This window comes from Niallia sp. Marseille-Q9988, from assembly GCF_976954375.1.
Genome location: NZ_CDRJSZ010000003.1, coordinates 58,322 through 73,025, shown reverse-complemented (window position 1 = coordinate 73,025; position 14,704 = coordinate 58,322). Strand labels below are relative to the sequence as shown.

Annotated in this window: 13 protein-coding genes; 5 read left to right on the top strand and 8 right to left on the bottom strand. The window is 37.0% G+C overall.

Annotated features, from left to right (window positions below):
- Positions 1-6: 6 nt before the first annotated feature.
- The 8 genes from ACWNMZ_RS04540 to ACWNMZ_RS04505 form a co-directional block, all read right to left on the bottom strand.
- A complete protein-coding gene (locus tag ACWNMZ_RS04540) occupies positions 7-1,017 on the bottom strand; it encodes an ABC transporter ATP-binding protein (protein WP_251627731.1) in 1,011 nt (336 codons plus the stop codon).
- Positions 1,014-2,036 (bottom strand): ABC transporter ATP-binding protein, encoded by a 1,023-nt coding sequence (locus tag ACWNMZ_RS04535; protein WP_235248897.1) that lies wholly within the window; start codon positions 2,034-2,036, stop codon positions 1,014-1,016. The genes ACWNMZ_RS04540 and ACWNMZ_RS04535 overlap by 4 nt, the downstream gene beginning before the upstream one ends.
- Positions 2,037-2,409: 373 nt before the next feature.
- The gene (locus tag ACWNMZ_RS04530) at positions 2,410-3,624 is read right to left on the bottom strand and encodes a M20 family metallopeptidase (protein ID WP_031539567.1); all 1,215 of its coding nucleotides are present in this window, start codon (positions 3,622-3,624) and stop codon (positions 2,410-2,412) included.
- 43 nt (positions 3,625-3,667) lie between these two features.
- Entirely contained in the window at positions 3,668-4,873 is a 1,206-nt protein-coding gene (locus ACWNMZ_RS04525; RefSeq protein ID WP_031539569.1) for an amidohydrolase, read from the bottom strand.
- Positions 4,874-5,502: 629 nt separating this feature from the next.
- Positions 5,503-6,225, bottom strand: a complete 723-nt coding sequence (locus ACWNMZ_RS04520) for an amino acid ABC transporter ATP-binding protein (protein ID WP_251627732.1) — start codon at positions 6,223-6,225, stop codon at positions 5,503-5,505.
- A complete protein-coding gene (locus ACWNMZ_RS04515; RefSeq protein WP_031539543.1) occupies positions 6,222-6,878 on the bottom strand; it encodes an amino acid ABC transporter permease in 657 nt (218 codons plus the stop codon). Before ACWNMZ_RS04515 ends, ACWNMZ_RS04520 begins: the two co-directional genes overlap by 4 nt.
- A gap of 195 nt (positions 6,879-7,073) precedes the next feature.
- Complete coding sequence (locus tag ACWNMZ_RS04510) at positions 7,074-7,883, bottom strand: basic amino acid ABC transporter substrate-binding protein (protein WP_031539541.1); 810 nt, start codon at positions 7,881-7,883, stop codon at positions 7,074-7,076.
- Positions 7,884-8,213: 330 nt separating this feature from the next.
- Entirely contained in the window at positions 8,214-9,560 is a 1,347-nt protein-coding gene (locus ACWNMZ_RS04505) for an aspartate kinase (RefSeq protein WP_251627733.1), read from the bottom strand.
- 487 nt (positions 9,561-10,047) lie between these two features.
- On the opposite strand from ACWNMZ_RS04505, the gene ACWNMZ_RS04500 reads away from it, so the two are divergent.
- From ACWNMZ_RS04500 to ACWNMZ_RS04480, 5 genes are all read left to right on the top strand, one after another.
- On the top strand, positions 10,048-11,265 hold the full coding sequence (locus tag ACWNMZ_RS04500) for an MFS transporter (RefSeq protein ID WP_031539538.1): 1,218 nt from the start codon (positions 10,048-10,050) through the stop codon (positions 11,263-11,265).
- A gap of 184 nt (positions 11,266-11,449) precedes the next feature.
- The gene (locus ACWNMZ_RS04495; RefSeq protein WP_048717475.1) at positions 11,450-12,796 is read left to right on the top strand and encodes an ISLre2 family transposase; all 1,347 of its coding nucleotides are present in this window, start codon (positions 11,450-11,452) and stop codon (positions 12,794-12,796) included.
- A gap of 429 nt (positions 12,797-13,225) precedes the next feature.
- The gene (locus ACWNMZ_RS04490; protein WP_048719012.1) at positions 13,226-13,441 is read left to right on the top strand and encodes a hypothetical protein; all 216 of its coding nucleotides are present in this window, start codon (positions 13,226-13,228) and stop codon (positions 13,439-13,441) included.
- Between the two features lie 181 nt (positions 13,442-13,622).
- Positions 13,623-14,348, top strand: coding sequence for an AzlC family ABC transporter permease (locus ACWNMZ_RS04485; RefSeq protein WP_048719015.1), 726 nt, complete (start codon positions 13,623-13,625; stop codon positions 14,346-14,348).
- Complete coding sequence (locus ACWNMZ_RS04480; protein ID WP_031539531.1) at positions 14,345-14,671, top strand: AzlD domain-containing protein; 327 nt, start codon at positions 14,345-14,347, stop codon at positions 14,669-14,671. The genes ACWNMZ_RS04485 and ACWNMZ_RS04480 overlap by 4 nt, the downstream gene beginning before the upstream one ends.
- Positions 14,672-14,704: the final 33 nt, after the last annotated feature.

Here is a 14,704-nt window from a genome sequence, read left to right as displayed (position 1 = left end):
CCTCCTTTAATTTAGTGGAAAATGGCAGGCGACTGAATGATCTGTAGCATTCAATAGCGGCTCCTTCTCCTTACAAATAGCTTGAGCCATTGGACATCTTGTATGAAATCTACAGCCCTTTGGTGGATTTGCTGGACTTGGAACATCTCCTTCCACGACAATCCTTTCTCTATTTCGAAGATGGGGATTAGGAATAGGATAAGCACTTAACAATACTTTCGTATAGGGGTGCTTGGGATTTTTAAAGATTTCTTCTGTTTTTCCAATTTCAACGATTTTTCCTAGATACATAACAGCTATTCGATCACTTATATATTTAACTGCTCCTAATCCATGCGCGATAAATAAATAGGTTAAGTTAAATTCCTTTTGCAAATCTTTTAATAGATTTAACACCTGTGCTTGAATAGAAACGTCCAATGCTGACACTGGTTCATCACAAACAATCAATTTCGGATTTAGCATAAGCGCTCTAGCAATGCCAACCCTTTGTCTTTGACCACCAGAAAATTCATGAGGATATCTACTTTTATGAAATTTAGTTAATCCTACTATTTCAAGTATTTGGTCTACCTTTTTGTTTGCCTCTTCTTTCGTGGCAAGTCGATGGGCAATTAATGGTTCTGCCAATAAATCGCCTATTCGCTTACGTGGATTAAGAGAAGAATAGGGATCCTGAAAGATTATTTGCATCTCCGTCCTAATTTTTCTTAATTCCTTATGCTGAATTGTCGCCATATCCTTTCCTTCAAATAACACTTTTCCGTCTGTCAGTGGATCAAGCTTTACGATTGCTCTTCCTGTAGTGGATTTCCCACAACCAGACTCCCCGACAAGGGAAATGGTTTCACCAGGATAAATCGAAAAATTAAGCCCATCCACCGCTTTGACATGACCAACTGTTTTCGATAAAATCCCCTTCTTAATTGGATAGTATTTCTTTAGGTTTTGAATTTCTACTAACGGTTGTAGTTGTTTGAATATTCCGTCTTTTATAGGTAAAGTTTCTATGCTCATACAGTAACCTCCCTCTCTTCATTTGACATACTCTCTTGCTGTTTTTCCTCATATAGCCAACAACGAACTTTATGATTTCGTTTATTGTCTATGCTAATATGGGGAGGTTTTTCGGCAATGCATTTTTCAGTCACGTAAGGACATCGTGTGTGAAACCTACAGCCTTTAGGCATTTGCTGCAACGTTGGAACAGAACCGGGAATGGAATATAGCTTTTCCTGAGCATCATACTCTAGGTGTGGGATAGAGTCGATTAAGCCTTTCGTGTAAGGATGCTTCGGCTCATCAAAAAGAGTAAAGACATCTGCTTCTTCTACTACTTGTCCCGCATACATGACAATTACTTTATCTGCCATTTCTGCAATTACACCTAAGTCATGTGTAATCATCATAATAGCTGTCTCTGACTCATTTTTTAAGCTTTTCATTAATTCAAGAATCTGTGCCTGTATCGTTACATCTAATGCAGTAGTTGGCTCATCTGCAATTAATAGCTTAGGTTTACAAGATAGCGCCATCGCTATCATTACCCTTTGTCGCATTCCTCCAGAAAGCGCATGTGGATATTCATCTATAATTACCTCCGCTCTCGGAATACCTACTTTCTTAAGCATTTCTACCGCATAGCTTTTAGCTTTCTTAGCATTTAAACCCATATGTAAACGAATCAATTCCACCATTTGATTACCAATTGTAAAAACTGGATTTAAAGAGGTCATTGGTTCTTGAAAAATCATAGATATTTCATTTCCTCTAACCTTACGCATTTCTGCTTCTGTTAATTTTGTTAAATCATTTCCATTCAGATTAATCGAACCGTTTTTGATATATCCATGTTTTCCTAGCAACCTCATAATGGATAAAGAAGTTACACTTTTACCACATCCAGACTCTCCCACAATACCAATGGTTTCACCTGGTTGAAGCTGAAATGAAACCTCCTCTACCGACACAACCTCTCCCTTATCCGTCCGAAAAGCCGTTTGCAGTTTATCCACTTCTAAAATATTCTCCCCCATACTTCCCCTCCTAAATATAAAGCGTAAGCGCCTGGTTATCAGCGTACAAACTGGAAGAACACCGACTGAGATAAAGGAAACACAGTGAACGTTAGTGAACTGATGTTGACTTATCGTAGGGAGGTGATCAGAAGTTTGCTAGCTGATAGGCGCTGGAGCTAGATTGGTCTCTAACTTAGAATCTTAATCCCTGTTATTTCGTAAAGCGTAAGCGCCTGGTTATCAGCGTACAAACTGGAAGAACACGTTCTTTCGATAAAGGAAACACAGTGAACGTTAGTGAACTGATGTTGACTACGCAAAAGAGGTGATCAGAAGTTTGCTAGCTGATAGGCGCATACTACTTAGAGAATGCTAGAATCTAATTCTAGTTTTATATAGTAGAACTATTTACTAAGGCCTCCGTCTTTTCTGCATTCGTATAATAATCTACCAAGCTTAAAAATATTTTAGCTGTATGAAGCAATGCCCTTTCATCAAAAGTGAATTTTGGATGATGATGAGGATACACAGCATCAATTTCTTCATTTCGAGCTCCAACCGAAAAGAAACATCCAGGACGATTTTGCAGATAGTAAGAAAAATCTTCTCCACCCATGCCTGGTTTTTCTATTTTTACAAGCTTGCTTTCTGGTAAGACGTCGATCAAACACTTTTCTAAAATATTCGTTTCATCTGCTGTATTAACAGTAGATGGATAGCCTTTTGCATAATTAAATGCATATTCTGCATGAAATGCTTTACATACACCACTAATTAGCTGCTCCATCTCTTCCTCAATCAGGGACCGGACATCCTCATCGAATGTGCGGACTGTTCCAGTTAGTTCAGCCGTATCTGCTATGACGTTCCCTGCATTTCCTGCATGGAATGAACCGATCGAAATTACTGCAGGCTTTTGCGGGTTAACCCTTCTACTCACAATATGTTTTAACTGATTAGCAATTTGGGCACCAACTGCAACAGAATCAATCGTTTGATGTGGAGAAGCACCATGTCCCCCTTTTCCTTGGATTTTTAATTCAAAGGCGTCACTTGCAGCTGAAACAGGTCCTATTCCATAAAGAACACTTCCTAGTTCAGCACCAGAAGCTAAATGAGCACCATAAACAACATCAACCCCATCTAAACACCCATCTTCAATCATCGCAATGGCTCCCCCTGGCGGCAATTCTTCAGCATGCTGATGTAGCAGCACCACATTTCCAGCTAAGTCATCCGCATTCTCTTGTAGAACCTTCGCTACAGCTAATAAGGTAGCGGTATGCCCATCATGTCCACATGCATGCATCACACCCGGTACCTTCGATTTAAAATCAACGTCTTTCTCATCCTGAATAGGCAATGCGTCAAAGTCTGCTCGTAAAGCAATCGTTTTTCCTGGCTTTGCCCCATAAATTTTGCCGACAACTCCGTTTCCACCGACATTCCGTCTGACCTCAATACCGAAGCTTTCTAATAAGTCACCAATCATTTTACTTGTATTTACTTCTTGAAAAGACAGCTCTGGATTTTCGTGTAAATATCGTCTCCACTCTACCATTTGGTCATACATTGCTTCGATTTCTTTGTACCATTTATCTAACATCTATTAATCGCTCCCATCCCATTTATTTTTCGAAAATGCCTTTTTATCGAACTGGTTCAGCAAGATTTTCTTTCACCTGTGACGATACATAATTATCGACAATACTTAGGAACGCTTTTCCAGTATTAATCATTGCCCTTTCATCAAAATCGAACATTGGATGATGGTGAGGATAAGCTTTTCCATCTGCTACCTGTGCCCCTGTATGAAAAAACATACCCGGCTTTTCAAGCAAATAATAGGAGAAATCCTCTGCCCCCATAATTGGTACAGAACGAACTAACATATTCTTATCAAGTGAATCTTCAATGACCTTTTCAAAAACCTCTACTTCTTCCTCATGATTATAAACTGCAGGGTAACCCTTAATATAATTAATTTCACAAGTAGCCTGCATACTTTCGCAAATTTCATTTGCCATTAATTTAATTTCTTCTTCCATAAATAAACGCAAATCTTTATCTAGCGTTCTTACAGTTCCTGTCATCACCGCAGTATCGGCAATTACATTTTTAGCATTTCCTCCATGGAAGGAACCTATAGACAATACAACAGGATTTAATGGATCAACCCGTCTACTAGCAATATATTGTAACTGGCTTACTAATGCAGTACCGATAGCAATAGCATCCACCGTTTCATGAGGAGCAGAACCATGTCCGCCCTTTCCTTTAATCGTAATTTCAAAAGCGTCGGCTGCCGCCTGGGAATAGCCTGGTTTATAATAGTACTTTCCTAATTCATTTAGAGAAGATAGATGGGAGCCATAAACAACATCTACATCTTTTAAACAATCATCTTCAATCATCGCCTTTGCTCCACCTGGCGACATCTCTTCTGCATGCTGATGAAGCAATACAATATTTCCTGTAATACTGTCTCTATTATCTTGAAGAACCTTTGCCACTGCTAATAAGGTAGCAGTATGTCCATCATGCCCACATGCATGCATGACACCAGGGACTTTTGATTTATATGGTACATCCTTTTCATCTTGAATTGGTAGAGCGTCAAAATCAGCACGCAATGCAATTGTTTTTCCAGGTTTCGCACCATAGATTTTTCCAACAACTCCTCTACCGCCTACATTTCTCCTTACCTCAATACCGAATCCTTCTAAAATTTCAGCAATCATTCTTGGTGTTTCCACCTCTTGGAAAGATAGTTCCGGATACTGGTGAAAATGTCTTCTCCATTCAACCATTTGATCAAACATCTGCGCTAATTCACTATGCCATTTTTTTAACATACTACCCCTCCTAATAATTTTGCTCTTAATAAGGCATACCTCCTGAGAAGAAAAAATGGAGCTTAAACCAATACTTCATTTCAATTTCTTTTATATTAACGGTAATTTCCAATAAAGTATAATAAGAATTTTTAATCATCAAAATATTCAGAATTAAATTTATAACTGCTACATTTTTATCAAATCTTTCTATATAAAGGTTGTTATCGTTTACAATTTTCTTTTCTTATAGACGAAATGACATTCCTAAATTCTATAAAAAAAGGCTGGCACAAAACTAAATAACTAATCTTTAAAGACGAACAATCTTTAATTTAACTTTTAAATAAAGCTACTTTCTCATGATAGTTATCTATGTTTTAAATATAGTTAAGTGTAAAAACTAAGTCGTTCCATTGCGCTACAGACGCACGATGCGCCGGGGAGGAAGCTGAGCCTCCTCCCATGCGCTGCGGGGTCTCAGCCTTTCCTCTATTTCCCGCAGGAGTCGAGCGTGCTCCGCTCCATTTCACTTCGTTTTTAAACCTTTTTCTAAAACAAAAACGCGAATAATCATGCGGATTAATCACATAATTGTTCGCGTTTATTACTAGATGAAATGTTTATGTCCCAGCCTCTTTCGTAAATTCCTATAAGACTTTACTTAAGAAGGATATTGTTCGCTCTTCCTTAGGATTACTAAATAGCTGTACTGGAGTATCTTCTTCTACAATATATCCTCCATCCATAAAAATAACTCGGTCGCCAACCTCTCTAGCAAATCCCATTTCATGTGTTACGACAATCATTGTCATTCCTTCCTTTGCAAGATCCTTCATTACTTCCAATACCTCTCCTACCATTTCTGGATCTAGGGCAGATGTAGGCTCATCAAATAACATAATACTTGGTTCCATCGCTAAAGCTCTTGCAATTGCTACACGCTGTTTTTGTCCACCTGAAAGGGAATCAGGATATACTTTTGCTTTATCCTCTAAGCCCACTTTCTTTAATAACGCCAGTGCCTTTTCCTCGGCCTCTTCCTTCGATACTTTCTTTACCTTCATTGGAGAAATCATGATATTTTGCAGAACCGTTTTATGGGGAAATAAATTAAACTGTTGAAATACCATGCCTACATCCTTACGAACTTCATTAATATTAGTTGTCTTATCGGTAATATTCTTCCCTTTAATGTGAATGGTCCCATCTGTTATACTCTCTAATAAATTGATACAACGTAGAAAAGTAGACTTTCCAGATCCAGAAGGGCCAATAATAACAACTACCTCTTGAGGGTTAATCGTTATACTAATATCCTTCAATACTTCATTATTTCCAAAAGACTTTTTCAATTTATCTACAACAATCATTCTGTTTTCAACCTTCTTTCCAAACGAGTTAAGAAGAAGCTTAATGTTAAAGTTAGAACTAGGTATATAACAGCTACTGTTAAATATGGCTCCCAAACTCGATTATATTGCCCCATCATGAGCCTTGCATAATACATTAACTCCGGTGCAGCTATAACCGCTGCTAAAGAGGAATCTTTAATCAAAACGATAAATTCATTGCCAAGTGGTGGGATCATTCGTTTTACTGACTGTGGCAGGATTATGTAGCGCATTGCCTGTACATGGGTCATTCCTAAAGACCTTGCAGCTTCCATCTGTCCGCGGTCAATAGATTCAATTCCGGCTCGAAAAATCTCTGCAATATAAGCAGCCGCGTTTAGCGATAATGCGACTATTGCTGCTACCATAGCATTTGTAGTGTTCAAGAATAACGGGATGAACCCAAAATGAATAATTAAGATTTGTACAAAAAGGGGCGTTCCACGGAAAACCGCAATATAGCAGCGAAACGGAAGGGAAATCCACTGATTTTTTGCTATTTTACCAAGACCAATTAATAATCCTAAAATGGTCCCAAACACAATTGCATATAAGGATAATTGAATGGTTACTAATATACCTTTTTTAAATAAATCAGCATATTCCCAAATTATCGTGAAATTAAAATCCATTACTTCTCCTCCAAAAAACAGTATTACTGCTATCCATTTACTTTTTAAGTAATAGAAAACCTCAAATTTCTTTAAAAAAAGGTACTCAGAAGGACCTTCCCTCACTTAGCTACAATATGGAAGAAATTTGTGCTCCCTAATTGTTCAAGCGGGGAAATGCCTATTTTTGAGTACCCTTCCTCATCTGTAATATTTCTATTGTTGTGCTTTTAAATTTTCAATATCTGGTTCCTGACCAAACCATTCTTTATATATTTCTGCATATTTTCCATTATCTAAAATCGCATTAAGCCCTTCGCTTAAATCCTCCACAATTTCGCTTCCTTTAGGGAACATGAAACCATAATATTCAGATTCGAATCCTTCCTTATCTTCAATAACCGTAAAGTTATCCTGTGGATTATTTTTAGCATAGGTTTCTAGTACTGCATTATCTGCAACAACTGCATCTGCACCATTATTTTTCATTTCAAGAATAGCTAAATTATTATTCTCAAATTTTTTCACTTTCTCATTGCCATTTCCTAATAGTGCATCCACTGCATCTGCACCTGTTGTTCCTGCTTGAACTGCTACTGTCTTATCTACCAAATCAGCAGCTTTTTCAATATCCGTTCCTTCTGGAGCTAAAATTTTATTAGTACTTTCAAAATAAGGAATAGAGAAATCATAAGATTTTAATCGGTCATCGTTAATCGTAATGGCAGATAAACCTACATCTGCTGTTCCATTTTCTAATTCCGCAAAAACAGGATCCCATCCAACATTAACAATTTCAAAATCATATCCTGCTTCTTTTGCAGCAGCAGTGAAAATATCCACATCAAAACCTATAATCTTGTCTTTATCCATGTATTCAAATGGTGCATAGGCCGCGTCGGTTACTACTCTCAATTTCTTTTTGCCTTCTTCATCACTATTTGATTTTTCTGAGCTTGTACCACATGCAGCTAGAACTAGTACTATCGACATAAATAAAGCAAATAAATACCCTTTTTTCTTCAATGTAATTCCCCCTCTTTTGATGTAAAATTTTATATTTATATAATATAGAATTTTCCGATAATAACAGATAAAAAAACTCTTCCATAACCAATCTTATCTTAATATATCTATCTTTTGTAATGCATTTATTATAACTTTTTGTTAATTTATATACAAGAAAACTTTTTAAAATTTCTCAAGATTTGAATAATAGACATAAATTAAAAGAAGAAGCCCCTTTTCAAATAAAGATTTGAAAGTTGAACTTCTTCTTTTTCAAAAAATTTTCCTATTCTTTTCCCTGCATCCTCTAATATTTCTTTGCTATAGCATTATCATTTCCGCGTTAAATTATTGAAAAAATTCTTCGTAAATTGCCTTTACCGCTTTTTTTACGACTGTTTCTTTCACGCCGAACATCATACTTACTTCTGATGATCCTTGGTTTATCATTTCAATATTTACTCCTGCTTCTGCAAGTGCTTTAGATGCACGGGCATTTGTACCAACATTATGACGCATGCCTTCTCCTACAAGCATGATAAGTGCTAAATCATGCTCTACCTTTATCTCATCTACATGTAATTCATCGGAGATTTTTGCTAATATTTCTTGTTCGCTTTTTCCAGTTAATTGATCCTGACGCAAAACAATTGTTAAATCATCAATCCCAGACGGCATGTGTTCATAAGAAATATGATACTCCTCTAATATGGATAGGACTTTTCTTGCAAAGCCAACTTCACGATTCATTAAGTATTTACTAATATAAATAGAACAAAATCCCTTATCATTAGCAATTCCAACTACCGGTCCATTTGTATTGCTTCTTGATGCAACAATTCTTGTTCCTGGTGCTGAAGGATTATTCGTGTTTCTTACTTGTACAGGAATTCCTGCACGGTAAGCCGGTATAAGTGCTTCCGCATGGAATACAGAAAATCCAGCATAAGACAATTCACGCATTTCCCGATAGGTTAACTCCTTTATTTCTTTTGGCTGTTTAACAATGGAAGGATTGACGGAGTATACTGCATCAACATCTGTGAAGTTTTCATATAAATCCGCCTTCACTCCATTTGCAAGAATCGCACCAGTTATATCGGAGCCGCTCCTTGAAAAAGTAACAACTTTTCCTGATTCGTTGTATCCAAAAAAGCCTGGGAAAACAATAATGTTCTTTTGTTCCCTTAAAGTGAATAGTCGATTATATGATTCAGCAAGCACCTGAGCGTTTCCAGGATGATCACTTACAATTAAGCCCGCTTCTTTCGGACTAACATAGATTGCATCTAATCCTCTATCTTTAAAAAAGTGTGCAACTAATTTTGCATTATTATCCTCGCCACTAGCTTTCATCGCTTCCATAAAAGCATCTTTATCAGCGGAATTATTTATTAGTTCTAATAAATCTCGTTTTATATTTGCTATGATATCACTGGAAAGATCCAATTCTTTGGCAATATTTGCATACCTGGCTAACACTTCCTCTAAATAAGGGGAAGGGCTATCCCCATTTATGACAGCTGTTGCGCATTGGATTAATAAATCTGTAACCTTCGTATCTTCTTCATATCTTTTTCCAGGTGCAGATACAACAACAATCCTTCTCTCCTTATCTGCTTTAACTATTTGCAATACTTTTTCCAATTGATTCCCCGTAGCTAATGAACTACCCCCAAATTTGACAACCTTCATTTCGACAACTCCCACTAATTGTTAAATAGTAATAATTTTCAAAATTATTCACTATCGCTATTATCACTATTTCACACTAAATAATCAAGTGCTATCCTTTCTAAAAATACATTTGTATACTCTAGAAAAACAAATGCATTTTAATTATTTTTCACAAGAATTCCAATAAAAAAGTATGAAAATCCTCCATTGGTAATTTCAGTTAATTATTCACTCCTTTGCAACTCTACAACCACTACATTACAGTCTTTTCTTGATAGATACCTCTTCTTCTTTTATTAAACATCGAACATCTGTTGGAAAAAAACATCCAAAATACTTTCTTTTATGTAAATTTTACGTTAAACTAATATTTAGTTAAGCGAAATTGTTTGTGCTGTTTTTTACAATCTCCTCGTCCTTCCTTTCGAATTCTCTTTCCATCCTAGATGGAGGAGGCCTTTAATGAAAAATTTTCTACTATATTAGAAAGAAGTGTTTTTACAAAATGGAAAACCAACAATATTCAAAACGCAATTTAGGAATCATGTGGTTTGCCAACTTTTTTATAAGTGCCTGTATGACCATGGTTCTCCCATTTTTATCGCTTTATATTGAATCCTTTGGTCAATATTCGCCAGAATTTGTTCAACATTGGTCAGGACTTTGTTTCTCTGTCACCTTTGTAGCAGCGTTTTTATTTTCGCCAATCTGGGGAAAAATTGGCGATAAGTTTGGCAGAAAAACAATTCTTATCATCTTGGCAATCGGGCTTGGTATATCGATATTTCTTATGAGTTTCGCTAATTCTGTATGGGAAGTTTTTATTCTTCGGTTCTTCACAGGATTTTTTACTGGCTTTATCCCAATGTCTCAAGCATTTATCTCCACTCAAACACCAAAAAAAGTTGCGGGAAAAGTGTTAGGAACATTACAAACAGGAAGTATTACAGGGGCATTGATTGGTCCATTGCTTGGAGGCGTCTTAGCAGATAGCTTCGGCTATGGAGCGACTTTCCGATTTACCTCACTTGCAATCTTTATTTCTGCCATTCTAGTATTTACGACGAAAGAATTTGTTCTCCCTGTTCAAAAGGGTACGAAAAGCAGTTATACAAGCAAAGAGGTATTAGCCCATATTCTTAAGAATCCTGTTTTCATCACCGTACTACTTATCTCGGCTTTTATTCAAATTGCCCATTTTAGCATCCAACCAATTCTTTCTCTATATGTCAGTGACTTGCACGGACCTGAGAACATTGCCTTTTTCGCTGGATTAGCTTTCTCAGCAGCAGGATTAGGTAACTTGCTAATGGCAAGGAAATGGGGAGAAATGGGAGATCGCTCAGGTCATCTGAAAGTACTTGTTATTCTCTTATTTATTGCTGGGATCATTTATTTTCCAGGGGGATTTGTTAATCAATACTGGCAATTACTTATTATCCGCTTTATTCTTGGTGTAGCGATTGGTGGAATGGTTCCAGTACGTATAGCTTATATTCGTCAAGAAGTACCAATTGCCATGCAAGGAGAAGTAATGGGGTATGAAACAAGTCTCCGTTTTCTCGGAAATATTATCGGCCCTGCTCTTGGTGGAATAATCGCTGGTAATTTTGGTTTCTCCATGGTATTCTTTTCAACCAGCTTTCTCTTATTAGCAAGCGGTATTTTTCTTTTTGCAATGATGCATCGACATCCTAAGTTATCGAAACAGTCGATTTCTTAACATCCCAATGTAGTATGAGTAAAATGTTTGTGGGTAGAAAATAATTTACCCTCTGGTTTGGTTGGTGGTCGTTAGACCGCCAACCAAACGCAAGCGCGGTAGTATGAGCAAAAATAAAGAAAAAGGGACTTTCTTTTTGTATAGTAGTGTTTGCGGACAAAACATACAAAAGGAGAAAGTCCCTATGAAACAAAATACCATAAAACTACCTACATTAAAAGAAATAGAAAGTGATTTATTTAAAACATTACAGGAAACTTTTTCGGAAGTTCTCGAGGAGCTGTTAACTGGGTATGACAGAGAAATAGCTGAACAACGAGATAAAGGAAGATATCAACTCAAAGATAAGAGAGCGATTCAGATGGACACCTTATTTGGATCTGTTTCAATTAAGCGAAATTACTATTGGGATCGTATCGGCAACAAATATGTCTATTTATTAGATCAATATTTACAGTTTGAGGGCGGTAAAGGATTTAGTCCAGTTGTGGAAGAAATGGCGATGGAATTGGCGGTTACTGGGCCATCATACAGACATGCATCTTCTACGTTAGAAAAATTACTTGGATACTCTGTAGCTAGTCATGAAGCGATTCGTCAACATTTATTACAAACAGAAGTTGTACCGAGCTTGCCAATCGAACCAAAAAGAAAGGTATTATTTATCGAAGTAGATGGCTTATTTATTAAACGGCAAGGTGGTAAGAAGCGCGGACGAGAAGAAAAGATCGCAGCTATCCATGAAGGTTGGTCTATGAATGGAAAGAGAGCCAGTCTTGTGGGAAAACGGCATTTTATTCATAAAGCAGAAGCACCTTTCTGGGAAGAGTTAGAACAATTTTTAATGGATACGTATCATTACGATCCAACTACTCATCTTTTAGCTATCAATGGGGACGGAGCTAGTTGGATAACTGCGTGCAGAGAGTATTTTCAAAAGAAAGCTTTTTTCACGATAGACAGATTCCACGTAGCTCGAGAAATCCAACGTATTTTTAAAGAACATCCTAGATATAAAGCGATACGAAAAAAGCTAGCTAAGTATGATGGAGAGGGATTATTAGTAGAGTTAAATAGTGCAGTGGCGACCCTGGATACAGAGAAAAAAGAAGAACGATTAGAAGCATTAATTAACCAGCTTTCTCCATATCCCGAGGCACTTGGAGACTATAGAATTTGGTTACAGGAACAAGGAATAGATACGAGTGATATGCGTCCGATGGGCAGCGCAGAAGGAACCATGAGTGTGTTTGCCAAGCGTCTGAAAAACGGAAGGGCATGGAGTGAAAAAGGAATAGATGCATTTATTCGATTCATGGTTGGCTTAAAAGATGGATTAGATATTAAAACACTGATCGGAACAATGACGAAACGATTGGAAGAGAAGGAATCAAATCATATAAAACCAAAATACTACCGTGAAAAACTAACCAAAACAGCAGGACAGGCAACAAGACAAAACATTGCCTATTTGAGTCAAACAACAGGAAAGCCACTATATCATGCGTTAAAAGCATTACAAGGATTTTAAAAAGGATTGTCGACGTTTAACTGTAAACTGTATTCTAAAAGGTTATGGATTTTAACAACATAGAAAACGCAGAGTGGATTGGAGCGAAAGGCACTTGACTCCTGCGGGACATAGAGGAAAGGTCGAGACCCCACAGCCGGAACGGCGAGGAGGCTCGACTTCCTCCCCGCGGAAAGCAAGTGCCTGTAGCGGAAAGGAACGGTCTATTGATCCCAAAAAATTTTACGAAAACAGCCTGACTATAAATAGAGTAAGTATAGAAAGCGTTAACAATAGAGATAGCAAACACACTGAAAAAGAGAGAAATTCCGACGATAAAAAATTTCTCCCACAAATACTTGACTCAAACCCCAATGTATAACTAGTAACATTGTTCTCCTTTATGATGTATAATTAAGGAAATGATTCACATCAAAAGGAGGAAACGCAATGGCTAAATCAGCGGCAAGAAAGAAACGGGAAAAAGCGTTAAGAGAAAGTGGATTTGATACAACGATGCGAAGAGGCTCCTGGGGATCCATCGTACCAATCACGAAAACAACAAAGACAAAACAGGAAAAATTAACACGAAAAGAAAAGAAATATAAACAAAACCATTCTTCTAGATATGATGAGAATGGTTTTTATTTTTGTGTTATTATTTAATACGCTTCTTTTCAGAATTCCAAACTACTGCAATAAATGGCAGTGATGGCTTTCATTCTAACTTTGCGTAAAATAACCACAAATTTTCACCCCTACTACTTCATCTATTAAGGCATTGCCTAAAATTTTTCTCCCTTATATAATAAATGTAATTACTAATTCGCAATAAAGGGGATTGACCGTGCAAAGTTTAAATTTAGAAAAACAAGAAGAACAACAAACACTCTCCTATTTGGATGGGGTGAAGGACTGTATTCCAACGTTACTAGGCTATATCAGCATTGGCCTAGCAATGGGCGTGGTAGGTGTATCGTCTGGATTATCTGTATTCCATGTTTTCTTTCTTGCCACATTTGTTTATGCAGGTGCCTCTCAATTTATTATCTGTGCAATGATTGCAGCTGCAAGTCCCATTAGTGCCATTATCCTTACTACATTCATTGTGAATTTGCGCCACTTGTTATTAAGCTCAGCATTAGCACCTAAATTCACACAATATTCCGTACTGAAAAATATCGGTATTGGAAGCCTTGTTACAGACGAGTCATTTGGAGTAGCTATTACGAAAATTGCTAGAAAAGAGCCTATTAATGATCGCTGGATGAATGGACTAAATCTTACTGCCTACCTTGTTTGGATTGGAGCATGTACAATCGGGGGATATATCGGTGGCTGGTTCCCAGATCCTGAACAATTTGGATTAGATTATGCTTTGCCCGCCATGTTTATTGCGTTATTAATCCTGCAATTGCAAACAATCAAACCTACTAAGCTGAAACACTATTTATTATTAATCACATTGATGATCATATGCATGCTTGTTTTCTCTACTTTTTTATCAAGCAGCTTAAGTGTCATTATATCAACAATCATTGTTGCTACAATTGGGGTGGTGACAGATAAATGATGAGTAACACTAGCTTTATTCTTTTATTAATTGGTTGTACACTTGTTACGTTTATTCCGAGAGTTATTCCATTTTTAGTAGCACGCAATTTCACCATTTCTGAACCAGTTGAAAAATGGCTTTCCTATCTCCCGGTATGTATATTTACTGGATTAATTGTAGAAAGTCTTTTAGAAACTAGCGGAAGTACTGGTATCCGTATTAATTGGGAAGCCCTTCTTGCGACTATCCCGACTATCATTGTTGCTTTTCTTAGCAAAAGCTTATTAACTACCGTATTATTCGGAGTGGTGTGTATGGCTATTGTGCGATTGAGTATGTAATTATTTTTGTTAAATGCCTCTTTTGCTTAAAGG

What these genes read in the sequence shown, in the direction of transcription:
- ACWNMZ_RS04500 (WP_031539538.1), top strand. Translation starts at nt 10,048, where the DNA reads ATGGAAAACCAACAATATTCAAAACGCAATTTAGGAATCATGTGGTTT.
- ACWNMZ_RS04540 (WP_251627731.1), bottom strand. Translation starts at nt 1,017, where the DNA reads ATGAGCATAGAAACTTTACCTATAAAAGACGGAATATTCAAACAACTA.
- ACWNMZ_RS04520 (WP_251627732.1), bottom strand. Translation starts at nt 6,225, where the DNA reads ATGATTGTTGTAGATAAATTGAAAAAGTCTTTTGGAAATAATGAAGTA.
- ACWNMZ_RS04505 (WP_251627733.1), bottom strand. Translation starts at nt 9,560, where the DNA reads ATGAAGGTTGTCAAATTTGGGGGTAGTTCATTAGCTACGGGGAATCAA.
- ACWNMZ_RS04490 (WP_048719012.1), top strand. Translation starts at nt 13,226, where the DNA reads ATGGCTAAATCAGCGGCAAGAAAGAAACGGGAAAAAGCGTTAAGAGAA.
- ACWNMZ_RS04530 (WP_031539567.1), bottom strand. Translation starts at nt 3,624, where the DNA reads ATGTTAGATAAATGGTACAAAGAAATCGAAGCAATGTATGACCAAATG.
- ACWNMZ_RS04515 (WP_031539543.1), bottom strand. Translation starts at nt 6,878, where the DNA reads ATGGATTTTAATTTCACGATAATTTGGGAATATGCTGATTTATTTAAA.
- ACWNMZ_RS04480 (WP_031539531.1), top strand. Translation starts at nt 14,345, where the DNA reads ATGATGAGTAACACTAGCTTTATTCTTTTATTAATTGGTTGTACACTT.
- ACWNMZ_RS04495 (WP_048717475.1), top strand. Translation starts at nt 11,450, where the DNA reads ATGAAACAAAATACCATAAAACTACCTACATTAAAAGAAATAGAAAGT.
- ACWNMZ_RS04525 (WP_031539569.1), bottom strand. Translation starts at nt 4,873, where the DNA reads ATGTTAAAAAAATGGCATAGTGAATTAGCGCAGATGTTTGATCAAATG.
- ACWNMZ_RS04535 (WP_235248897.1), bottom strand. Translation starts at nt 2,036, where the DNA reads ATGGGGGAGAATATTTTAGAAGTGGATAAACTGCAAACGGCTTTTCGG.